Source organism: Streptomyces flavochromogenes, from assembly GCF_000717595.1.
Lineage (GTDB): Bacteria > Actinomycetota > Actinomycetes > Streptomycetales > Streptomycetaceae > Streptomyces > Streptomyces flavochromogenes.
The window spans coordinates 184,010-205,601 of the sequence record NZ_JNZO01000003.1 but is presented as its reverse complement, the minus strand read 5'-3'; the positions used below and the strand labels follow the sequence as shown (position 1 = coordinate 205,601).

The 21,592-nt window shown below is 72.8% G+C and carries 17 protein-coding genes; 7 read left to right on the top strand and 10 right to left on the bottom strand.

The annotated features are described in order from the left end of the window. Positions 1 to 20: 20 nt before the first annotated feature. Genes murD through rsmH form a run of 7 tightly spaced genes read right to left on the bottom strand, consistent with a single transcriptional unit; the run spans position 21 to position 9,134 of the window. Positions 21 to 1,460: a UDP-N-acetylmuramoyl-L-alanine--D-glutamate ligase gene (gene murD, locus IF00_RS0104690; protein ID WP_030314511.1), complete on the bottom strand. Its 1,440-nt coding sequence runs from the start codon at positions 1,458 to 1,460 to the stop codon at positions 21 to 23. Further along, complete coding sequence (gene mraY / locus IF00_RS0104685; RefSeq protein ID WP_030314508.1) at positions 1,442 to 2,512, bottom strand: phospho-N-acetylmuramoyl-pentapeptide-transferase; 1,071 nt, start codon at positions 2,510 to 2,512, stop codon at positions 1,442 to 1,444. Before mraY ends, murD begins: the two co-directional genes overlap by 19 nt. Then, on the bottom strand, positions 2,509 to 3,933 hold the full coding sequence (locus tag IF00_RS0104680) for a UDP-N-acetylmuramoyl-tripeptide--D-alanyl-D-alanine ligase (RefSeq protein ID WP_030314506.1): 1,425 nt from the start codon (positions 3,931 to 3,933) through the stop codon (positions 2,509 to 2,511). The genes mraY and IF00_RS0104680 overlap by 4 nt, the downstream gene beginning before the upstream one ends. Positions 3,934 to 3,937: 4 nt before the next feature. Next, the gene (locus IF00_RS0104675; RefSeq protein ID WP_030314504.1) at positions 3,938 to 5,626 is read right to left on the bottom strand and encodes a UDP-N-acetylmuramoyl-L-alanyl-D-glutamate--2,6-diaminopimelate ligase; all 1,689 of its coding nucleotides are present in this window, start codon (positions 5,624 to 5,626) and stop codon (positions 3,938 to 3,940) included. A 16-nt stretch (positions 5,627 to 5,642) separates the two neighbouring features. Beyond that, a complete protein-coding gene (locus IF00_RS0104670; RefSeq protein WP_030314502.1) occupies positions 5,643 to 7,625 on the bottom strand; it encodes a peptidoglycan D,D-transpeptidase FtsI family protein in 1,983 nt (660 codons plus the stop codon). Positions 7,626 to 7,632: 7 nt separating this feature from the next. Continuing rightward, a complete protein-coding gene (gene ftsL / locus IF00_RS0104665) occupies positions 7,633 to 8,181 on the bottom strand; it encodes a cell division protein FtsL (protein ID WP_030314500.1) in 549 nt (182 codons plus the stop codon). Beyond that, positions 8,178 to 9,134 carry a 16S rRNA (cytosine(1402)-N(4))-methyltransferase RsmH gene (gene rsmH / locus IF00_RS0104660; protein ID WP_078944541.1) on the bottom strand — a complete coding sequence of 319 codons (957 nt, stop codon included), beginning with the start codon at positions 9,132 to 9,134 and terminating at the stop codon, positions 8,178 to 8,180. Before rsmH ends, ftsL begins: the two co-directional genes overlap by 4 nt. A gap of 328 nt (positions 9,135 to 9,462) precedes the next feature. On the opposite strand from rsmH, the gene IF00_RS0104655 reads away from it, so the two are divergent. The 4 genes from IF00_RS0104655 (at position 9,463) to IF00_RS0104640 (ending at position 14,963) form a co-directional block, all read left to right on the top strand. Further along, complete coding sequence (locus tag IF00_RS0104655) at positions 9,463 to 10,026, top strand: beta-class carbonic anhydrase (protein WP_030314497.1); 564 nt, start codon at positions 9,463 to 9,465, stop codon at positions 10,024 to 10,026. A gap of 145 nt (positions 10,027 to 10,171) precedes the next feature. Then, positions 10,172 to 11,188 carry an AAA family ATPase gene (locus IF00_RS0104650; RefSeq protein ID WP_030314495.1) on the top strand — a complete coding sequence of 339 codons (1,017 nt, stop codon included), beginning with the start codon at positions 10,172 to 10,174 and terminating at the stop codon, positions 11,186 to 11,188. Continuing rightward, a complete protein-coding gene (locus tag IF00_RS0104645; protein ID WP_030314493.1) occupies positions 11,188 to 12,540 on the top strand; it encodes a DUF58 domain-containing protein in 1,353 nt (450 codons plus the stop codon). Before IF00_RS0104650 ends, IF00_RS0104645 begins: the two co-directional genes overlap by 1 nt. Next, positions 12,537 to 14,963, top strand: a complete 2,427-nt coding sequence (locus IF00_RS0104640; protein ID WP_030314490.1) for a transglutaminase TgpA family protein — start codon at positions 12,537 to 12,539, stop codon at positions 14,961 to 14,963. The genes IF00_RS0104645 and IF00_RS0104640 overlap by 4 nt, the downstream gene beginning before the upstream one ends. 526 nt (positions 14,964 to 15,489) lie before the next feature. On the opposite strand, the gene IF00_RS0104635 is transcribed toward IF00_RS0104640, so the two are convergent. The 3 genes from IF00_RS0104635 to IF00_RS0104625 all read right to left on the bottom strand — a co-directional run bounded on the left by IF00_RS0104635 (position 15,490) and on the right by IF00_RS0104625 (position 17,596). Continuing rightward, positions 15,490 to 15,900, bottom strand: a complete 411-nt coding sequence (locus IF00_RS0104635; protein ID WP_030314489.1) for a DUF3040 domain-containing protein — start codon at positions 15,898 to 15,900, stop codon at positions 15,490 to 15,492. 272 nt (positions 15,901 to 16,172) lie between these two features. Next, positions 16,173 to 16,961: a class I SAM-dependent methyltransferase gene (locus tag IF00_RS0104630; protein ID WP_037637496.1), complete on the bottom strand. Its 789-nt coding sequence runs from the start codon at positions 16,959 to 16,961 to the stop codon at positions 16,173 to 16,175. 119 nt (positions 16,962 to 17,080) lie between these two features. Beyond that, positions 17,081 to 17,596 carry an SAV_6107 family HEPN domain-containing protein gene (locus IF00_RS0104625; protein ID WP_030314484.1) on the bottom strand — a complete coding sequence of 172 codons (516 nt, stop codon included), beginning with the start codon at positions 17,594 to 17,596 and terminating at the stop codon, positions 17,081 to 17,083. Between the two features lie 165 nt (positions 17,597 to 17,761). Here IF00_RS0104625 and IF00_RS0104620 point away from each other — a divergent pair, with 165 nt between their 5' ends. From IF00_RS0104620 to IF00_RS0104610, 3 genes are read left to right on the top strand one after another with little or no spacing between them, the layout of a single operon-like run. Next, positions 17,762 to 18,772 (top strand): ATP-binding cassette domain-containing protein, encoded by a 1,011-nt coding sequence (locus tag IF00_RS0104620; protein ID WP_030314482.1) that lies wholly within the window; start codon positions 17,762 to 17,764, stop codon positions 18,770 to 18,772. Beyond that, entirely contained in the window at positions 18,744 to 20,840 is a 2,097-nt protein-coding gene (locus IF00_RS0104615; RefSeq protein ID WP_030314480.1) for a YhgE/Pip family protein, read from the top strand. Before IF00_RS0104620 ends, IF00_RS0104615 begins: the two co-directional genes overlap by 29 nt. A 43-nt stretch (positions 20,841 to 20,883) precedes the next feature. Continuing rightward, positions 20,884 to 21,492 (top strand): TetR/AcrR family transcriptional regulator, encoded by a 609-nt coding sequence (locus IF00_RS0104610; protein WP_030314478.1) that lies wholly within the window; start codon positions 20,884 to 20,886, stop codon positions 21,490 to 21,492. Positions 21,493 to 21,592: the final 100 nt, after the last annotated feature.

The following is a 21,592-nucleotide window of genomic DNA, read 5'->3' as shown; positions in this document are numbered from 1 at the left end:
GGACCCTCCCACGGGTCGGGTCAGGCGTCCCCGGTGGCGGCGAGGGCGCGGACCGCGTCCGCGAAGGCCTCGCCGCGCTTGTTGTAGTTGGTGAACATGTCCATCGAGGCACAGGCCGGGGCGAGGAGCACCGTGTCCCCCGCGTGGGCGAGCCGGGTCGCCTCCCGGACCGCCTCGGACATCGCCCCAGTGTCGGTCCGGTCGAGGTCCACCACCGGTACTTCCGGGGCGTGTCGCGCCAGGGCTTCGCGGATCAGGGCCCGGTCGGCGCCGATCAGGACGGCCCCGCGCAAGCGCTTCGCCGACTTCTGGACGAGCTCGTCGAAGGTCGCTCCCTTGGCGAGGCCGCCGGCGATCCAGACGATCGGGTCGTAGGCGGCCAACGAGGCTTCCGCGGCGTGGGTGTTGGTGGCCTTGGAGTCGTCGACGTACGCGACTCCCTGGACCTCCTCGACCAGTTCGATGCGGTGCGGGTCGGGCCGGAAGGCCTTCAGGCCGTCGCGTACGGCCTTGGCGTCGACGCCGTAGGCGCGGGCCAGAGCGGCCGCGGCCAGGGCGTTGGCGATGTTGTGCGGGGCCGGCGGCTGGACGTCGGAGACCTCGGCGAGCTCCTGGGCGTTCTTCTGCCGGTTCTCGACGAAGGCCCGGTCGACGAGGATGCCCTCGACGACACCGAGTTCGGACGGGCCGGGGGTGCCGAGGGTGAAGCCGATGGCACGGCAGCCCTCCTCGACGTCGGCTTCGCGGACCAGGTCCTCGGTGGCCTTGTCGGCGACGTTGTAGACGCAGGCGACCTGGTTGCCCTCGTAGATCCGGCCCTTGTCGGCGGCGTACGCCTCCATGGAGCCGTGCCAGTCGAGGTGGTCGGGCGCCAGGTTGAGCACGGCGCCCGAGTGGACGCGGACGGACGGCGCCCAGTGCAGCTGGTAGCTGGAGAGCTCGACGGCGAGCACGTCGTACGGCTCGTCGCCGAGGACGGCGTCGAGGAGCGAGACCCCGATGTTGCCGACGGCGGCGGTCCGCAGTCCGGCCGCCTCCAGGATCGAGGCGAGCATCCGCACGGTCGTGGTCTTGCCGTTGGTGCCGGTGACCGCGAGCCAGGGGGCCGCTCCGGGCCCCCTGAGCCGCCAGGCCAGTTCGACGTCGCCCCAGATCTCCACGCCCGCCTCGGCGGCGGCCGTGAAGAGCGGCTTGTCGGGCCGCCAGCCGGGGGTGGTGACGATCAGCTCGGTGCCGGCCGGCAGGGTGGCCCCGTCGCCGAGGCGGACGGTGATGCCCTCCGCCTCGAGTTCCGCGGCCTGGGCCCGGGAGCGCTCGTCGTCGCCGTCGTTGACGACGGTGACGAGCGCGCCGAGACCGTGCAGGACCCGGGCGGCCGGGATGCCGGACACCCCGAGTCCCGCGACGGTGACCTTCTTGCCGTTCCAGTCGAGCTGTTCTGTCACTTCTCTGCTGCCCATCCCGCGTAGAAGAGGCCCAGGCCCACGATCACGCACATGCCCTGGATGATCCAGAACCGGACGACGACCAGGACCTCGGACCACCCCTTGAGTTCGAAGTGGTGCTGGAGGGGGGCCATCCGGAAGACGCGCTTGCCGGTCATCTTGAACGAGCCGACCTGGATGACCACGGACATCGTGATCAGGACGAACAGGCCGCCGAGCAGGGCCAGCAGGAGCTCCGTACGGGAGCAGATGGCGAGACCGGCGAGGGCGCCGCCGAGCGCCAGCGAGCCGGTGTCACCCATGAAGATCTTGGCCGGCGAGGTGTTCCACCACAGGAAGCCGAAGCAGGAGCCCATCAGGGCGGAGGCGACGACCGCGAGGTCGAGCGGGTCGCGCACCTCGAAGCAGGCGTTGGGGTTGGTCAGGGTCATGGCGTTCGCACAGGACTCCTGGAACTGCCAGAGCCCGATGAAGGTGTACGCGCCGAAGACCATCACCGAGGCGCCGGTGGCCAGGCCGTCCAGGCCGTCCGTCAGGTTCACGCCGTTGGACATGGCGAGAATCATGAAGAGCGCCCAGACCACGAACAGGACCGGGCCGATGGACCAGCCGAAGTCCGTGATGAAGGAGAGCTTCTCGGAGGCGGGCGTGAGCCCGCGCAGGTCGGCGAACTGCAGCGACAGCACGGCGAAGGCGATGCCGACGATCAGCTGGCCGGCCATCTTCGCCTTGGCCCGCAGGCCCAGCGAACGCTGCTTGACGATCTTGATGTAGTCGTCGAGGAAGCCGACGAGGCCCATGCCGGCCATCAGGAACAGCACCAGGACGCCCGAGTAGGTCGGGTCCTCACCGGTGATGACCTTCGCCAGGGCGTACGCGATGAGCGTGGCCAGGATGAAGGAGATGCCGCCCATGGTGGGCGTGCCCTTCTTCCCGGCGTGGCCGCGCGGGCCGTCGTCGCGGATGAACTGCCCGTACCCCTTGCGGGCGAGGAGCTTGATCAGCAGCGGGGTGCCGATCAGGGTCAGGAAGAGCCCGATGGCCCCCGCGAAGAGGATCTGCCTCATCGGACGGCGACCTCGCCCTCGGTGTCGAGGAGCGCCAGGGCGACCTGTTCGAGGCCGACCGACCTGGAAGCCTTCACAAGGACGACGTCCCCCGGGCGCAGCTCACTGCGCAACAGGTCGACAGCCGCCTGCGCGTCGGACACGTGCACCGACTCCTCACCCCACGAACCCTCGTTATATGCGCCCAGTTGCAGCCAGGACGCTTCCCTGTCCCCTACCGCCACGAGCTTGCTGACGTTGAGCCGGACGGCGAGCCGTCCGACCGCGTCGTGCTCGACGAGCGATGCGTCACCGAGCTCGGCCATCTTGCCGAGCACCGCCCACGTACGAGCCCCTCGGGCCTGTGCGGCCCTGCCCATGGCCGCGAGCGCGCGCAGGGCGGCTCGCATGGACTCGGGGTTCGCGTTGTAGGCGTCGTTGACGATCGTCACGCCGTCCGGACGCTCGGTGACCTCCATGCGCCAGCGCGACAGGGTGCCCGCCTCGGAGAGCGCGGTGGCGATCTCTTCGACAGGCATGCCCAGCTCGTGCGCGACGGCGGCCGCTGCGAGCGCGTTCGACACGTGGTGCTCACCGTACAGGCGCAAGGTCACGTCACTGCACCCGGTGGGTGTGTGAAGCCTGAAAGAAGGCTGTCCGGACTCTGTGAGGCGGACGTTCTCGGCCCGTACGGCCGCTTCGTCCGCTTCGCCGAAGAAGGTCACGCGGGCCTTGGTGCGGCTCGCCATCGCGCGGACCAGCGGATCGTCGGCGTTGAGGACCGCGACACCGCCCTCCTCGGCCGACGGAAGCGCTTCGACGAGCTCGCCCTTGGCCTGGGCGATCTGCTCCCGGCCGCCGAACTCGCCGATGTGGGCGGTGCCCACGTTGAGGACGAGGCCGATACGGGGCGGGGTGAGGCCGGTGAGGTAGCGGATGTGCCCGATGCCGCGGGCGCCCATCTCCAGGACCAGGTGCCGGGTCTCGTCGCTCGCGCGGAGCGCCGTGAGCGGCAGACCGATCTCGTTGTTGAGCGAACCGGGCGTCCAGACGGTGGGCGCGTGCCGGTCGAGGACCTGGGCGATCAGGTCCTTGGTGGACGTCTTGCCGGCGGAGCCGGTGAGGGCGACGACATCGGTGCCGAGCCGTTCGACGACGGCTCGGGCGAGGGCCCCGAGCGCCGCCTGGACGTCGTCGACGACGAGGGCGGGGACGCCGACGGGGCGGGCCGCGAGGACGGCCGTCGCACCCGCCGCGACGGCGCGTTCCGCGTAGTCGTGGCCGTCGACCTGCTCACCGGCGAAGGCCGCGAACAGGCTACCGGCCCGCACCTCGCGGGAGTCGATGACGACGGGCCCGGTGATCCGGGCGGCCGGATCCGGTATGTCGTGCGCCTGCCCGCCGACGATTTCGGCGATCTCGGCGAGGGAGAGGGCGATCACTGCTTCATCCCTGACTGTTCTGGTGGCTGGCTGTTCCGCCCGGCGCGGAAGCCCGGGTGTGCGAGCGGTCGGCGATGGCCTCGCGCAGGACCTGACGGTCGTCGAAGGGGCGTACGACCCCGGCGATCTCCTGGCCCTGCTCGTGGCCCTTGCCCGCGACGAGGACGGTGTCGCCCGGCTGCGCGCGGGCGACGGCGGCCGCGACGGCCGCGGCACGGTCGGCGAGGACGAGCACCTCGCCGCGTTCCTCCGCGGGCACCTCGGCGGCGCCCGCGAGCATGGCGGCGAGGATCTTGAGCGGGTCCTCGGAGCGGGGGTTGTCGGAGGTCAGGACGGCGGTGTCGGCGAGCCGGGCCGCGGCGGCGCCCATCGGGCCGCGCTTGGTGGTGTCCCGGTCTCCGCCGCAGCCGATGACCACGTGCAGCTTGCCCTCGGTGACCTCGCGCAGGGAGCGCAGGACCGATTCGACGGCGTCCGTCTTGTGCGCGTAGTCGACGACGGCGAGGTACGGCTGGCCCGCGTCGACCCGCTCCAGGCGGCCCGGTACGCCGGGGACGGCGGCGACGCCCTCGGCGGCGCTCTTCGGGTCGATGCCGGCGGCGGCGAGGGTGACGATCGCGGCGAGGGTGTTGGCGACGTTGAACGGGCCGGGCAGCGGGGCCTTGGCGGAAATCCGCTCCCCCGCGGGACCGACGGCGGTGAACGTCGAGTCGTGGGACCCGAGGACGAGGTCCTCGGCGCGCCAGTCGGCGTCGGCGCGGCCCTCGGCGGAGAAGGTGACGACCGGGACGGTCGCCTCGCCGGCCAGCCTGCGGCCGTAGGCGTCGTCGAGGTTGACCACACCGAGGCGGCTGCGCCGGGGCGTGAAGAGCCCGGCCTTCGCCCGGTAGTAGTCGTCCATGTCGGAGTGGAACTCCATGTGCTCGGGACTGAGGTTGTTGAAGACGGCGACGTCGAAGACGCAGCCGTCGACCCGGCCGAGCACCAGGGCGTGGCTGGAGACCTCCATGGCGACGGCGTCGACGCCCCGCTCGCGCATGACCGCGAAGAGCGCCTGGAGGTCGGTGGCCTCCGGGGTGGTGCGCTCCGACTTGATGCGCTCGTCGCCGATCCGCATCTCGACGGTGCCGACGAGCCCGGTGTGGTGTCCGGAGCCGCGCAGGCCGCCCTCGACGAGGTAGGCGGTGGTGGTCTTGCCGGAGGTGCCGGTGATGCCGATCTGGAGGAGGTCGGCGCCCGGTCGCCCGTAGATCTCGGCGGCGAGTTCGCCCATCCGGCCGCGCGGGTTCTCGACGACCAGGACCGGCAGGCCGGTGGCGGCGGCGCGTTCGGCGCCGGTCGGGTCGGTGAGGATCGCGGCGGCGCCGAGTCCGGCGGCCTGGGCGACGTAGTCGGCGCCGTGGGCGCGGGCGCCGGGCAGGGCCGCGTACACGTCGCCGGGTCGCACGGCCCGGGAGTCGTGGGTGATGCCCGAGATCTCGGCGGTTGCGGGGGCGTCGACCCCCAGCTGCGCGGCCAGGTCGCCCAGGGGTGTCGGGCGGGCCTGCTCCGGCCGGGGCGGGGCGGTTCGGTACTGATCAGCGTGTGGCACGGCGGTGAGCGTACCGGGCGCACCCTGTGGGGGGCCAAAAGAGCCCGGGGCCTCGCCGGAGTTCGATTTCCGGTTCCCGGAATGGGGGGTGATCGTTGTCACTGGTGCTCCCGGAGGGTCACGGGGTGGGGTCGAAGATGACCGGCAGTCGGGCGGGCTCGCTGCCCGTGGGGGCGACGTGGAGGGTCTTGAGGGCGAACTCCATGACCTTCTTGTAGATGGGGCCGCAGATCTGGCCGCCGAAGTAGCTGCCCTTGGTGGGGTTCTGGATGGCGCAGTAGACGGTGATCTGCGGGTCGTCGGCGGGGGCGAATCCGGCGAAGGAGGCGGTGTAGCCCTTGTAGCGGCCGAGCTCGGGGTCGACGCGGTTGGCGGTGCCCGTCTTGCCGGCGACGCGGTAGCCGGGGATGGCGGCCTTGTTGCCGGTGCCCTCCCGGTCGTCGACGACGGACTCCAGCATCTGGGCGAGGGTCTTGGCGGTCTTCTCGCTGACGACCCGGGACTCCTCGGGCTTGGGGGCCGGGGTGAAGCGCCCGTCGGGTCCCTTGGTGCCGCGGACCAGGGTCGGCTCGACGCGTACGCCCCCGTTGGCGATGGTCGAGTACACGGAGGCGGCCTGCATCGCGCTGACGGAGAGGCCCTGGCCGAAGGGGATCGTGTACTGCTGCGAGGTCGACCAGTCCTGCGGCTTGGCGAGGATGCCGGGGGTCTCGCCGGGGTAGTCCAGGCCGGTGGGGCTGCCCATGCCGAACTTGCGCAGGTAGGAGTGGAGGACCTTGTTCGACTCGGCCTGGGTGGCGCCCAGCTGGCCGGTGGCGAGGATGGTGCCGATGTTGCTGGACTTGGCGAGGACGCCGTTGAGCGTCAGGTACCAGGTCGGGTGGTCGATGTCGTCCTTGAAGAGCCGGTCGCCGCGGTGGAGCCGGTTGGGGACGGTGACATGGGTGTCGGGGGCCGCCTTGCCCTCCTCCAGGACGGCGGCCATGGACATGACCTTGCTGGTGGAGCCGGGCTCGTAGGCGTCCTGGAGGGCCGCGTTGCCCATGGAGGCGGCGTTGGCGGCGGAGAGGTCGTTGGGGTCGAAGCCGGGGGCGTTGGCCATGGCGAGGACCTCTCCGGTCCTCGTGTTCTGCACGATGACGTAGCCCCGGTCGGCCTTGGACTTCGTCACCTGTTCGGTGATGGCCTGCTGGGCGGCCCACTGGATGTCACGGTCGATGGTCAGCTCGATGTCGGAGCCGGGGACGGCGGGGGTGCCCTGAGAGCCCGCGGTGGGCACCTGGCGGCCCCCGGACTGGGTGAAGCGGATCTTGCCGTCCTTGCCGGCGAGCTCCGGGTCGAGCATCGACTCCACGCCGCCGGCACCCTTGCCCTCGGCGTTGACGTAGCCCAGTATCCCGGCGGCGAGCTCGCCGTTCGGGTAGACGCGCTTGGTGCTGGGCTCGCTGAGGATGCCGCCGAGGAGGTTGACGCCGGTGCCGCCGGCGGAGTGCTGGGCCTTCTGTCCGTAGACGCGCCGCAGGTCCTTGATCTGGTTCCAGACCTGCGGGGTCTGCTTGCGGGCGAGCAGCGTGTAACGGGACTTGGGGGTACGGAGCTTCTTCGCGAGCTCCGCCGGCTCCTTGCCGAGGAGGGGGGCGAGGAGGGCGGCGGCCTGCTCGGGCGCGTCCGGGACCTTGGCCACCTCGGGCGTGAAGAGCTGCGGGTCGGCGGTGATGTCGTACGCGTCGACGCTGGCGGCGAGCGCGATGCCGTTGCGGTCGGTGATCTCGCCCCGTTCGGCGGAGAGCGTGTACTCCTGGAAGCGGTACCTGTCGGCCTTGGCCGCGTACGCGCTGGCGTCGACGGCCTGGACCTGGAGCAGCCGCACCACGAAGGCCGTCATGACCAGGGTCAGACCGAGGGAGACCAGCCGCAGCCGGGGCCGGGGGCTGCCGAGCCGGATGGTGCGCGGCCGGCGGGCCGGCGGCCGGGGCGCGGTCCGCTTCGCGGCCGGGCGCGGGGCGGGGCGGGACGTGCGGGCCCCGGCGGAGGCGGGCCGGGGGCGCGCGGGCCGGGCGGGTCCGGGGACGCGGCGGCGCGGGGGCTCCTTGAGGGGCACTTGCGGGTCACCTGCCGGAGTTCGTCGGGGTGGGTGGCGGTGCGGGTGCGCGTGCGGGCGCCGTCCGTGCGGGACCGGTGGCGTCGGCGCCGGTGGTCGTCCCCGGCTTCGGGGAACCGGTGGCGGCGGGCGGCGTGGGCTTCCCGCTCGGCGTCGGCCTCCGGCTCGGCGTGGGGGTGGGCTTCGGGGCGGCAGCCTCCGAGGGCTCGCCGAGCACCTTGCCGTCCGGGCCCAGGAAGGCCGGGCTGCCACCGGGGACCATGCCGAGCTCGCGGGCCCGCCGCTCCAGGGCGTCGGGGGCCGCGTAGTCGTCGACGTCCCGCTGGAGCGCCTGCTCCTCGTCGGTGAGCTCGGTGGTCCTGTCCTTGAGCTCGTTGAGCTTGAAGGAGCCCTGGTTGAGGGCCGAGTTCAGCAGGAGCAGACTGATCAGGCCGCCGCCGAGCAGCACGACGACCAGCAGGACGAAGGGGGTGCGGGCGGCCGAGCTGGGCCCCGACGGCATGAGCCGTCCGAGCCGCGCGGCCCGCCCTTTGAGCGGCCCCTTCGCCGTGCTCACAGGACGTCTTCCCGGATCCGCTCGGCGCCCCGGAGCCGGGCCGGGGCGGCGCGCCGGTTCTCGGCGACCTCCTCCTCGGTGGGCAGCTCGGCGCCACGGGTGAGGAGCTTCAGACGCGGCTGGTACTTCTCGGGGACGACGGGCAGGCCGGGCGGGGCGGTGGTGGCCGCGCCGGCGGCGAAGACCTGCTTGACGATCCGGTCCTCCAGGGACTGGTACGAGAGGACGACGACCCGTCCGCCGACGCCGATGGCCTTCACGGCCGCCGGGATGGCCTTCTCGACGCTGTCGAGCTCGCGGTTGACCTCGATGCGCAGGGCCTGGAAGGTGCGCTTGGCCGGGTTGCCGCCGGTGCGCTTGGCGGCCTGCGGCAGGGAGTCGCGGATGAGCTCGACGAGCCGGGCGCTGTTGCTGAACGGCTCCTTGTCGCGCTCGCGGACGATCGCCGAGACGATCCGCTTGGCCTGCTTCTCCTCGCCGTACGCGCGGAGGATGCGGACCAGCTCGCCGGGTGCGTAGGTGTTGAGGACCTCGGCCGCGCTGATGCCGGTCGTCTGGTCCATGCGCATGTCGAGCGGGGCGTCCTGCGCGTAGGCGAAGCCGCGGTCGGCCTCGTCCAGCTGCATGGAGGAGACGCCCAGGTCGAAGAGGACACCGTCGACGGTGGGGAGGCCGAGCCGGTCGAGGACCTCGGGCAGCTCGTCGTACACGGCGTGGACGAGGGTGGCGCGGTCCCCGTACGGGGCGAGCCGCTCGCCGGAGAGCCGCAGGGCCTCCTTGTCCCGGTCGAGGGCGACGAGCCGCACCTCGGGGAACTGCTGCAGGAGTGCCTCGCTGTGGCCGCCGAGGCCCAGGGTGCAGTCGACGACGACCGCTCCGGGGCGCCGCAGGGCGGGGGCCAACATGTCCAGGCACCGCTGGAGCATGACCGGGACGTGTCGGTCGTTGCTCAATGCGCCCTCTCAGATCCGGCGCGGAGGTACGGGCGAGCGGGTAAGAAGGCCGAGCCGTAGGTACCGCCGCACACACGGGGGGAGAAACCGCGGAAGTCGCTCGTTGTCTCCGTGAACTTCGCGTCACTTTAGTCCACGGGACCCGCCGGTCAATCAACCGGCTGGCGCGTCGCACGGCGCCGGAGAGCCGGCGGGACATTCCGGACGGCTCACCCGTTCGGGGCGGGGCCGTCCAGGCCTGTGGGTTACCTCACAACAAGGCTCATTGAGGTTCTTTGTCCCCTCTCACAGCAGGCCCGTAAGGCCTGTGACCACTAACGTCGGAAGCATGTCGACCTCCGCGCACCCCACTGCCGACGCCATACGCACCGGCGGCACGGTCACCGACCGTCTCGTCGACGCGAACGCGCGCTACGCCGCCGACTTCTCCGACCCGGGCATGGACGCGCGTCCCGTGCTGCGCGTCGCCGTCGTCGCCTGTATGGACGCCCGTCTCGACCTGCACGCCGCCCTCGGCCTCGAACTCGGCGACTGCCACACCATCCGCAACGCGGGCGGCGTGGTCACGGACGACGTGATCCGGTCCCTCACCATCAGCCAGCGCGCCCTCGGCACCCGCAGCGTGATGCTGGTGCACCACACCGGCTGCGGCCTGGAGTCGCTGACCGAGGACTTCCGGCACGAGCTGGAGGACGAGGTCGGCCAGCGCCCGGCCTGGGCGGTCGAGGCATTCCGTGACGTCGACCAGGACGTCCGGCAGTCGATGCAGCGGGTGCGGACCTCCCCCTTCCTGCTGCACTCCGACGACGTCCGGGGCTTCGTCTTCGACGTGACCACCGGCCTCCTGCGGGAGATCGATCCCTCGACCGACGCCGAGACCGACCCGGCTTAAACACCCAAAGCCCGGCATTTCCCTTGCACTTGTCCCTCCGCAAGTGACACAACCCGGCCATGCGAACAAGAATGCTGGGGTGCGACACCCTCCGACGTTTCCACGGGGGCAGGTGTCCGTGTTCCGGAAGGCCGAGGAGGGCCGGGTGACCACCTATGACGATCGAGCGAGCCTCACTGATCTGACCACCACTGTGGAGCGGGTGCGCAGATCGGTGGAGAGTGTGATCGAGGGCAAGCCCGAGGTCGTACGGCTTTCGCTGACCGTGCTGCTCGCCGAGGGACACCTCCTCATCGAGGATGTCCCCGGCGTCGGCAAGACCATGCTGGCCAAGACTCTGGCGCGGTCCATCGACTGCTCGGTGCGCCGTATCCAGTTCACCCCCGACCTGCTGCCCTCGGACGTCACGGGCGTGTCGATCTTCGACCAGCAGCGCCGGGACTTCGAGTTCAAGCCGGGCGCGATCTTCGCGCAGATCGTGATCGGCGACGAGATCAACCGCGCCTCGCCGAAGACCCAGTCCGCGCTCCTGGAGTCCATGGAGGAGCGCCAGGTCACCGTCGACGGCCAGACCTACGAGCTGCCCAGCCCGTTCATGGTGGTCGCCACGCAGAACCCGGTCGAGATGGAGGGCACCTACCCGCTGCCCGAGGCCCAGCGCGACCGCTTCATGGCCCGGGTCTCCATCGGCTACCCGAGCGCCGAGGCCGAGCTCCAGATGCTCGACGTGCACGGCTCGGTCTCCCCGCTGGACGACCTCCAGCCGGTCGCCCACGCGCACGACATCCTCAAGCTGATCGAGGCGGTCCGCGCGGTCCACGTCGCCGACGCCGTACGCCGCTACGCGGTCGACATCGTCTCCGCCACCCGCACCCACACCGACCTGCGGCTCGGCGCCTCCCCGCGGGCCACCCTGCACCTGCTGCGGGCCGCCAAGGCGTCCGCCGCGCTCAGCGGCCGCGAGTACGTGCTGCCCGACGACCTCCAGGCACTCGCCGCGCCCGTCCTCGCCCACCGGCTGCTGCCGACGGCGCAGGCCCAGCTGAACCGCCGCACCGCCGAGCAGGTCGTCCAGGACATCCTGCAGCGCACCCCCGTCCCGGCCGCGGCCCCGCCCGCCGGACCGCTCTACGGCCAGCAGCCCGGCGCCCGGCGGCTGTGATGACCACCGCTGCCGTGCCGGACGGACAGCGGGGCGACGAGGACGACCGGGGCGGTCTGCGGGCCGCCCTCGGCGGTCTCACCACCCGTGGCCGTTCCTTCCTCGCCGCGGGAGTGGCCGCCGCCGCCTGCGCGTACGTCCTCGGCCAGGCCGATCTGCTGCGCGTCGGCCTGCTGCTCGCCACGCTGCCGCTGATCTGCGTCCTCGTGCTGCACCGCACCCGCTACCGGGTCGCGGCCTCCCGCCGGCTCACCCCGCAGCGGGTGGAGGCGGGCTCCGAGGCCCGGGTCCAGCTGCGGATGGAGAACGTCTCCAAGCTCCCCACCGGGCTGCTGATGCTCCAGGACCACGTGCCGTACATGCTGGGGCCCCGCCCCCGCTTCGTCCTCGACCGGGTCGAGGCGGGCGGCCGGCGCGAGGTGTCCTACCGGGTCCGCTCCGACCTGCGCGGCCGCTTCCCGCTGGGCCCGCTCCAGCTGCGGCTCAACGACCCCTTCGGGATGTGCGAGCTGACCCGCTCCTTCAGCGCGTACGACACCCTCACCGTCGTCCCGCGGACCGAGGCGCTGCCGCCGGTGAAGCTCGCCGGCGAGGCCTCGGGGTACGGCGACGGACAGCAGCGCTCGCTCGCCCTCGCCGGCGACGACGACATCATTCCGCGCGCCTACCGCCACGGCGACGACCTGCGCCGGGTGCACTGGCGCTCCACCGCCCGCTACGGCGAACTGATGGTCCGCCGCGAGGAACAGCCGCAGCGGGCCCGCTGCACCGTCCTCCTCGACACCCGCCGGATCGCCTACCAGGGCTCCGGCCCCGACTCGGCGTTCGAGTGGGCGGTCTCCGGCGCCGCGTCCGCCCTGATCCACATGCTGGAGCGCGGCTACGCGGTCCGGCTCGTCACCGACACCGGCAGCTCCGTGCCCGGCGAGGGCACCGAGGGCTTCGCCGGCTCGTCCCAGGACTCGGCCGAGTCGGCCGGTCTGATGATGGACACCCTCGCGGTCGTCGACCACTCCGAGGGCGGCGGTCTCTCCCGCGCCTCCGACGTGCTGCGCGGCGGCGACGAGGGACTGCTCGTCGCCTTCGTCGGCGATCTCGACGAGGAGCAGGCCGCCCTGACCGCCCGGATGCGGAACCGCACCGGCGCGGCCGTCGCCTTCGTCCTGGACTCCGGGACCTGGCTGACCGGCGGCGCGGTCGCCGGGGCCGTCGAGGACCGGGTACGGCAGCTGCGCGAGGCGGGCTGGACGGCGCTGGCCGTACCGCCCGCGGCCAAGCTCGCCGACCTGTGGCAGCAGGCGGCCGGAGTCCGTGCGGAGTCCGCCGCCGACACCTACGGAGGATGGTCATGAGCGGGCGCGCACGGCTGACCCTGGCCGCCTGGGGCGCCACCCTGATGGCGTCCGGAGCGCTGCTTCCCCTGGTGAAGCCGGCGACCTGGATCTTCACGGCCGCCTTCGTCCTCGCCCTGGTGAGCGGGGCGGGAACGCTGGCCCGGCGGGCACCGCTGGCCCGGCCCCTGACCCTGATCGCCCAGCTCGCCGTCGCGCTCCTCGCGCTGACCGCGATCTTCGCCCGCGAGCAGGCGATCCTCGGGTTCCTTCCCGGCCCGCAGGCCTTCACGTACGCCGCCGACCTGTTCGCGGCGGGCGCCGAGGACGTCAGCCGGTACGCGATCCCCGCGCCGGACACCGAGGGCATCCGGCTCATGCTGGTCGGCGGCGTGGTCGCGATCGGCCTCATGGTGGACACCCTCGCCGTCACCTTCCGCAAGGCGGCCCCGGCCGGTCTTCCGCTGCTGGCCCTGTACTCGGTGGCGGCCGGTCTCTCCGGCGGCGGCGCCGGCTGGCTCTGGTTCCTCCTCGCCGCCTCCGGCTATCTGCTGCTCCTGCTCGCCGAGGGCCGCGACCGGCTCTCGCAGTGGGGCCGGGTCTTCGGCGGCGCCCAGCGCTCCGCCCGGCCCGGCTCGTCCGTCGCGGGCGGCGGCGGCCCCGCCTTCGCCCCGGCCCGCACCGGCCGCCGCATCGGTGCCGTGGCCATGGGCGTCGCCATGGTCGTCCCGTTCGCCCTGCCCGGCTTCACCGGCGGCCTCATCGGCAACGGCGACGGCGAGGGCACCGGCGGCGAGGGTCGCGGCGGCACCATCTCGGCCGTGAACCCGCTGGTCTCCCTCCAGGACAACCTCCGCCAGCCGGAGGACCGGGAGGTGCTGCGCTACCGGACCAACGCGCGCGACACCTCCGGCCTGTACCTGCGGCTCGTCGCCCTCGACCAGTTCGACGGCACCTCGTGGAAGTCCTCCGTCCGCCCCATCGAGGCCGTGCCCAAGCAGCTGCCCTGGCCGGACGGACTCTCCCAGAGCGTCCGCATCACCGAGGTGACCAGCAACTTCGTCGCCTCCGAGGGGTACGAGCAGAAGTGGCTGCCGATGCCGTACCCGGCCGGCCGCGTCGACATCGACGGCCGCTGGCGGTACGAGCCGGCCGGCCGGATGCTCGTCGGCGACGACAAGCAGACCACCAAGGGTGCCCGCTACACGGTCTCCAGCCTGGCCGTGCAGCCGACGTCCGAACAGCTGGGCGCGGCCGGGGACGCCCCGGAGAAGCTCCGCCGCGAGTACACCAAGGTCCCGTCCTCGTTGCCGGCCGATGTGAAGGCGACCGCGCTCCAGGTCACCAAGGGCGCGCGCAACGACTACGAGCAGGCGGTGAAGCTCCAGGAGTGGTTCGCCCGGGACGGCGGCTTCCGCTACGACGTGGACGTCGAGTCCGGCACGGGTGTGCAGGCGATCTCCCGCTTCCTGAAGGACAAGGAGGGCTTCTGCGTCCACTTCTCCTTCTCGATGGCGGCGATGGCCCGCACCCTGGGCATCCCGGCCCGCGTGGCCGTGGGCTTCATGCCGGGCACGACGCAGACCGACGGCTCGGTCTCGGTCGGCATCAGGGACGCGCACGCCTGGCCCGAGCTGTACTTCGAGGGTGTGGGCTGGACACGGTTCGAGCCGACCCCCTCGCGGGGCTCCACCCCGTCGTACACCCTGGACAACGCGCCCTCGGGTACGGCCACCGGTCCCGCCCGGCCGGAGCAGAGCGCCTCGGCTCAGCCGTCCGCCGCGCCCAGTGCCTCGGAGAGCTGCACGCCGCAGGAGCGCCGGCTCGGCGACTGCGGCCCGGAGGAGGCCGTGGCGGGCGCGGACTCGTCCGGCGGGGGCCCTGACCCCCTGACGGTGGTCCTGATCGTCGTGGGAGCCCTCGCGGTCCTCGCGGTCCCCCTCCTCCCCCTGCTGTGGCGTACACGGGTACGGGCACGACGGCTGGGTCCGGCCGGCCCCACCGGGGCACGCGGCCCGGAGGAGACGGCGGCGCGGACGCTCGCGGTCTGGCAGGAGATCATCGACACGGCCTGGGACTACGGGGTCGAGCCCGACGAGTCGCAGACCCCTAGGCGTACGGCGGCCCGGATCGTCCGCCTGGGCGAGCTGGGCGGCGAGACGGCCGACACGGTGCACCGGGTGGCCCGGGCGGTGGAGGAGGCGCTGTACGCGCCGAACCCTCGGCCGGCTCCCGGCCTGGCGGAGGAGGCGGCCCGGATCCGGGCGGGCTTCCAGGCGTCGGCCGACCGCCGAATGCGCCTCCGCGCGCTCCTTGCCCCGCGCTCGGCCGCCCGACTGCGCTGGTCGACGGCGGCGCGGTGGTCGGAGACGTCGACGAGGTGGTCGGTGCGGCGGGACGCGGCTCTGGCCCGCTTCCGCCGCACCCCGCGCGAAACAGCCTGACGCCGGACGGGAGGCCCGGACCCGAACCCCCGGGCCTCCACCGTCGCAGGTCGAGTCCCCCATGCCCACGTGTGCGCTGCGCCCGCCGTGTGGGCAATCGTCCCGCTTGGGGGTTCCCCCCTGGACGAAGTCCTTGGGGGTTCCCCCCTGGACGAAGTCCTTGGGGGAGGGACGGGTGGGCACACCGGACGGCGCCCTTGGCGGCGCCTCCGCCCCTTGTGCCTGGACCCGCACCCACAGTGCGGCGCACACCCGGGGTGCGGGTCAGCGCGCGGGAGCCTGGGCCCGGCAAGGGGCGCCGTTCGTCGTGCCCACCCTCCCCCGGACTCCGTCCGGGGGGACCCCCACGCCCCAGCGGAACAGCTGCCCACAACGGGGGCCAACGGTCCCGTCGGCCCGGGCGCCCGACAGGGCAGGCGCCGGCCGCGACCCACGCCACGACGAAGCCCCGTGCGGTCGGCGCGGTCGCGCCGGCGTCACGGGGCTCGGTCGGATGCGTTGCGCGGGGCCTCCGCTCAGGGGGCCGTCAGTGGCCGCCACCCTGCTGCTCGTCGCGGCGGCGCTGCCACCGCTCTTCCATCCGGTTCATCATGGAGCGTCGCTGCCGGGTCTGACGGCCACCGGCCGTCGTCCCACCCCTGGTGGCCTGCTGCTGCTCGCCCGGCTTCGGCGCCTTGCGCCATCCGGTGACCGCCAGGACCGCGCAGCCCAGCATGACGAGGAATCCCACCACGCTGATCCAGATCTGCTGTGCGACCATTCCGGCCATGAGGAGCGCGATACCCACCAGGAAGCCGGCGACTGCCTGGTAGACCCGTCGCCGGGTGTACGTACGCAGTCCGCTTCCCTCGAGCGCTGTCGCGAACTTGGGATCTTCGGCGTACAGCGCTCGCTCCATCTGCTCGAGCATTCGCTGCTCGTGCTCCGAGAGCGGCACGGAGTCCTCCTAGTCGTCGGTCGCGGGGGCGACCGGTTTGCGGCCCTTTCAGGATAGGCAGGGAATCGCCCCCGTGAAACCCGCCCTCAATGCCGAATAGCCAATCCGGGCCGCCATGCGGATCGGTTGCTGAGGCGTTGATTCCCCAGGCCCTCCTCCGTCATGCCGGATGCTGTCCCCCGATCATACGGGGCAGAGCCCGTTATCGGGCGGGCTGTGGCGTACTCCATGGAGTGCCGCGGCCCGGACCGCCGAACGGGTGGCCGTCCAGCTCAGGCCCGCTTCTCGCCCAGGACGTGCAGCTGGGTGGCGATGGCGTGGAAGGAGGGCAGCTCGGCGGCGGCCGCCTCCAGCTTGAGCAGGGCCTCGGCCGCGCCGGGTTCGGTGTCGACGAGGACGCCCGGAACGAGGTCGGCGAAGACCCGGACACCGTGGACCGCGCCGACGTCCAGACCGGCCCCGTCGGCCAGTTCGGTGAGCTGCTCGGCGGTGAAGCGCCGGGGTACGGGGTCGCCCGCGCCCCAGCGGCCCGCCGGGTCGGAGAGCGCGTGCCGGGCCTCGGTGAAGTGCCCGGCGAGGGCACGGGCCAGGACCGCGCCGCCGAGTCCGGCGGCGAGCAGGCTGAGGCTGCCGGCGGGCCGGAGCGCGGCGACCGCGTTCCGTACGCCTTCGGCGGGGTCGTCGACGTACTCCAGGACGCCGTGGCAGAGCACCGCGTCGTAGCTCTCGCGCCCGACCACGTCGAAGAGGCCGCTGATGTCGCCCTGGACGCCGGTGACGAGATCGGCGACCCCGGCCTCGGCGGCCCGGCGTTCGAGCGCGAAGAGCGCGTTGGGGCTGGGGTCGACGACGGTGACCCGGTGGCCGAGGCGGGCGACCGGCACCGCGAAGTTCCCGGAGCCGCCGCCGGTGTCGAGGACGTCGAGGCTGTCCTTCCCGGTGGCCTCGACCCGGCGGTCGAGGGCGTCCTTGAGGACGTCCCAGACGACGGCGGTACGCAGGGAGGCGCGCGACGGGCGCGAGGTCGCCTCTCGACCGAAGACAGGGGAAGGGTCCGGCACGGCTGTTGACTCCTCGGTGACGGGTACGGACGCCCCCACCCTATGGCCTGGGGGGTGCCTTGCCGATCACGCCGCGAGCCCGGCCCGATCGCCGGCGCACCCCCGGGCCCGCGCCGAGGTCAGCCGCCCGCCTCGTCCGCGCCCGGCTGCCGGGGCAGCACCGGCTGGAGGGCGAGCAGCCGCTCGACCAGGCGCAGGAAGTACGCGGCGTCCCTGAGCAGGTCGTCGGCCTCGCGCCGGGTCGCCGCGCCGGCGATCCCGGCCTCGGCGCGGGCCCTGCGCTCGGCCCCGGAGGCGAAGAGGGCGCACCACTCGGTCAGCTCGGGCGCCAGCCCGGCCAGGAGTTCCCAGGCGCTCCGTATCCGCTGTCTGCGGCGGGGCCCGGTCTCGGGCCTGGCCCGGGCGGCCAGCACGGCGGCGGCGGCCCGCAGGGCGGCGAGGTGGGCCGCGGCGTACCGCTCGTGGGGGCGGTCGAGCGCGGCGGCCTCGGCGAGTCCGGCACGCGCCTTGGCGAGGAGGTCGAGGGCGGCCGGCGGGGCGGCGGCGCGCGGGACGGGGTGGATGTCGGAGGCGGGTCCCGCCTGCGCGGGGGTGGGGCGTCGGCGGGGCGCGGCTGCTGCGGAAGGGCTTGCCATGACGAGTCCTCCTGTCGTCGCGTGACGGCTTCGTGGCCGTATGTGTCCATCGTGCCCGCCCCCACTGACAATCCCCGTGACCTGGGGTTTTGCCTGAGAAGCCGACTCGGGGGTAACTTTTGCACTGACCAGTCAGTTCAAAAAGGGGAATCGGGGGGTGGACCCGTGGGAGCGGAAGCCGAGGAGCGGCCGCACGGCGCCGCCGTCGTCGCGGACGGATTCGGACTGAAGGGGCCGCGCGGCTGGGCCTTCAGAAAGGTCTCGTTCCGGGCCGGGCCTGGCACGCTGGTGGCGATCGAGGGGCCCTCGGGCTCGGGCCGCACCTGCCTGCTGCTCGCCCTCACCGGCCGGATGAAGGCCAAGGAGGGCACCGCCGAGATCGGCGGTCTGCCGCTGCCCAGGAAGATGGCCGCGGTGCGCCGGATCAGCGCCCTGGGGCACGTCCCCGGTGTCAGCGAGCTCGACCCCGCCTTCACGGTGGCCGAGCACCTGGGCGAGCGGGCCCTGCTCCAGAGCCGCTTCGACGGCTCCGTCCGGACGTTCCTGCGCCGCCCGTCCGAGCGGCGCGCGTCGGCCCGGGCCCGGATCGACGAGGCCGTGGCGGCCGCGGGGCTCGACCTGGCCTCCCTGCCGAAGGGCGAGCGGACCTCCGTACGGGATCTGGAGCGGCTCGAGGCACTGCGGCTCTCGATCGCCCTGGCCCTGATCGGCACGCCCCGGCTGCTCGCCGTGGACGACACGGACCTGAAGCTCTCGGACGCCGACCGCGCCGAGGCCTGGGCGCTGCTGCGCTCGGTGGCCGACTCGGGGACCACCGTCCTGGCGGTCTGCAGCGAGGCCCCCGAGGGCGCCCTGCGGATCACCACCCTCGACGCCCCCACCGACGAGGCGGCGGCCGGCACCGCGCGCGGCACCGAGACCCGCACCGACGACGCGGAGGCCGAGGCCCACGCCGACGCCAAGGCCGAGGCCGAGGCCGAGGCCGAGGCCGACACCGCCGCAGGCACCGCCGCCGAGACGGACGCCGACGCCGACGCCGACACCAAGGCGAACGAGGCCCAGGTGCCCGGCAAGGCCGAGGAGGCCGACGAGGCCGACGAGGCCGACGGCGATCTCACCGAAGACACGACCGAGGAGGGGGCGGCCGATGCGCTCGCCGAAACTGGCCGCGCTTGAGCTGAAGCGCTTCGGCAGGGGAAAGCTGCCGCGCGCCGCGCTCGTCGCGATCCTGCTGCTGCCCCTGCTGTACGGCGCCCTGTACCTGTACTCGTTCTGGGATCCGTACAGCAGGCTCGACAAGATCCCCGTCGCCCTCGTGAACGAGGACCGGGGCGCCACCACCGACGGCAAGAAGATCAACGCCGGTGACGACATCACCAAGGGGCTGCTCGACAGCAAGACCTTCGCCTGGCACCAGGTGAGCGACGCCGAGGCGCGCGAGGGCGTCGAGGACGGCACGTACTACCTGTCCCTGACCATGCCCGGCGACTTCAGCTCGCGCATCGCCTCCAGCTCGGGCGACGCCCCCGAGACCGGCGCCCTGCGGGTGCGGACGAACGACGCCAACAACTACATCGTCGGCCAGATCTCGCGGACGGTGTTCTCCGAGGTCCGCACCGCGGCGTCCACCAAGTCCTCCCGCACCTTCCTCGACAAGATCTTCATCTCCTTCTCCGACATCCACGACGCCACCGCGAAGGCGGCGAAGGGCGCGGGCGACCTCAAGCAGGGCGTGGACAAGGCGAAGAAGGGCTCGAAGGACCTGGCGAACGGCCTCAAGGACGCCAAGGCCGGCAGCGGCGACCTGGCCGCCGGCCTGAAGAAGCTCGACAAGGGCGCCAAGGACCTGGAGAGCGGATCCCGCAAGGTCGCGACCGGAACGCAGTCGCTCGCCGACAAGGTGAACGGCAACGCCGACAAGGTCCGCCCCTATCTGGCGAACAACGGCAGGTCGATCCGCGACACCGCCCGGCTCGTCTCGGACTCCGCCACCGCCGCCCGCAACAACCTCGACGACCTGGTGAGGCGGGCCCCGCTGGTCCGCAGCGCGGCCCATGTGGCCGACGACGAGCTGGCCAGGATCCACCAGGAGGAGTGCGTCGCGAAGCCGGGGGCCGCCACCCAGTTCCCCACCATCTGCGCCAACCTCAAGAAGGCCTCGGTCTCGGCCGACGAGGTCGCCACGATCGCGGACGACGTGCACGAACTGACCAAGAACAGCACGAGCGACCTCAAGACCCTCGACGCGCGGCTCGAGAAGCTCACGAAGCAGGCCGACGAGCTGGCCCGCCGCGCCCCGCACCTCGACGAGGACGTCGAGGACGCCATCCGGAAGATCAACGAGCTCAACGCGGGCGCGAAGAAGGTGGCCGCCGGCGCGGAGAAGCTGCACACCGGCATCAGCGGCGCCAAGACCGGCTCCGTGAGCCTCGACACCGGCGTCGGCAAGCTCAAGAAGGGCGCGGGCGACCTCGACGGCGGTCTGTTCAAGCTGGCCGACGGCTCGGGCACCCTCGCCTCCGGCCTGAAGGACGGGGTCGACCGGATCCCCGACTACGACGAGCAGGACCGCGACCGGCGTACGGAGGTCATGGCCGATCCCGTGCAGCTGGCCTCCCAGTCGCTGCACAAGGCGCCCAACTACGGCACCGGTTTCGCCCCGTACTTCATCCCGCTCTCCCTCTGGGTCGGCGCCATGGTCGCCTACATGATCATCCAGCCGCTGAACCGGCGCGCGCTGGCCGCCGGCGGCTCCGCCTGGCGGATCGCCCTCGCGGGCTGGCTCCCGGTGGCGGCGATCGGCGTCCTCCAGGTCGCGGCCCTCATGTCGGTCCTGCACTGGGGCCTCGGCCTCCAGATGGACCGCGCCGCCGGAACCGTCGGCTTCCTCGCCCTGGTCACCTGCTGCTTCTCCGCGATCATCCAGTGGCTCAACGCCCGCTTCGGCGCGGCCGGCCGGATCCTGGTCCTCGCGGTCCTGATGCTCCAGCTGACCTCCGCGGGCGGCACGTACCCCGTCCAGACCAGTCCGGGGTTCTTCAACGCCGTCCACCCGTTCCTGCCGATGAGCTACGTGGTCGAGGCCCTGCGCCGGCTGATCTCGGGCGGCGGGATCGGGCCCGTCTGGCAGGCCTGCGCGGTGCTCGCCGCGTTCACCCTGGGCGCCCTGGCACTGACCGCCGTGTCCGCCCGCAGGAAGCAGGTCTGGACGCTCGACCGGCTCCACCCCGAACTGACCCTGTGAGACGGGGCCGGTGACACCCGCGACACCTGTGAGAATCGACCCCATGGACAGCAGCAGCACCCGACGCCAGGCCACGCGCGCGAAGCTCTACGAGGCGGCCGTCACCCTCATCGCGGAGCAGGGCTTCTCCGCGACGACGGTGGACGAGATCGCCGAGCGGGCCGGCGTGGCCAAGGGCACGGTCTACTACAACTTCAAGAGCAAGACCGAGCTCTTCGAGGAGCTGCTGCGCCACGGGGTGTCGCTGCTCACGGCCTCGCTGCGGACGGCGGCCGAGGAGACCGCCGGGCGCGGCGGGAGCCGGGTCGACGCGCTGGACGCGATGATCCGGGCGGGTCTCGTCTTCATCGACCGCTACCCGGCCTTCACCCAGCTGTACGTGGCCGAGCTCTGGCGCACCAACCGGGCCTGGAACTCCACGCTCCTGGTGGTCCGCCAGGAGGCGGTCGCGGTGGTCGAGGGAGTACTGCGGGAGGCGGTCGCGGGCGGTGAGCTGAGCGACGAGATCGACGTCCAGCTGACGGCGGCGGCGCTGGTCGGGATGGTGCTCGTGGCGGCGCTCGACTGGCAGGCGTTCCAGAGCGAGCGTTCGCTCGACGACGTGCACGCGGCGCTCTCTCGGCTGCTGCACGGCCGCGTGGGCGGCCGTTAGGCCCTGTCCCGGGGAGCGGCGAAGGCCGGTCCGTCGAGGCTCGATCCCCCCGAGCCTCGCCGAACCGGCCTTCGCCGTACATCCCCCGTGACACCCCCGT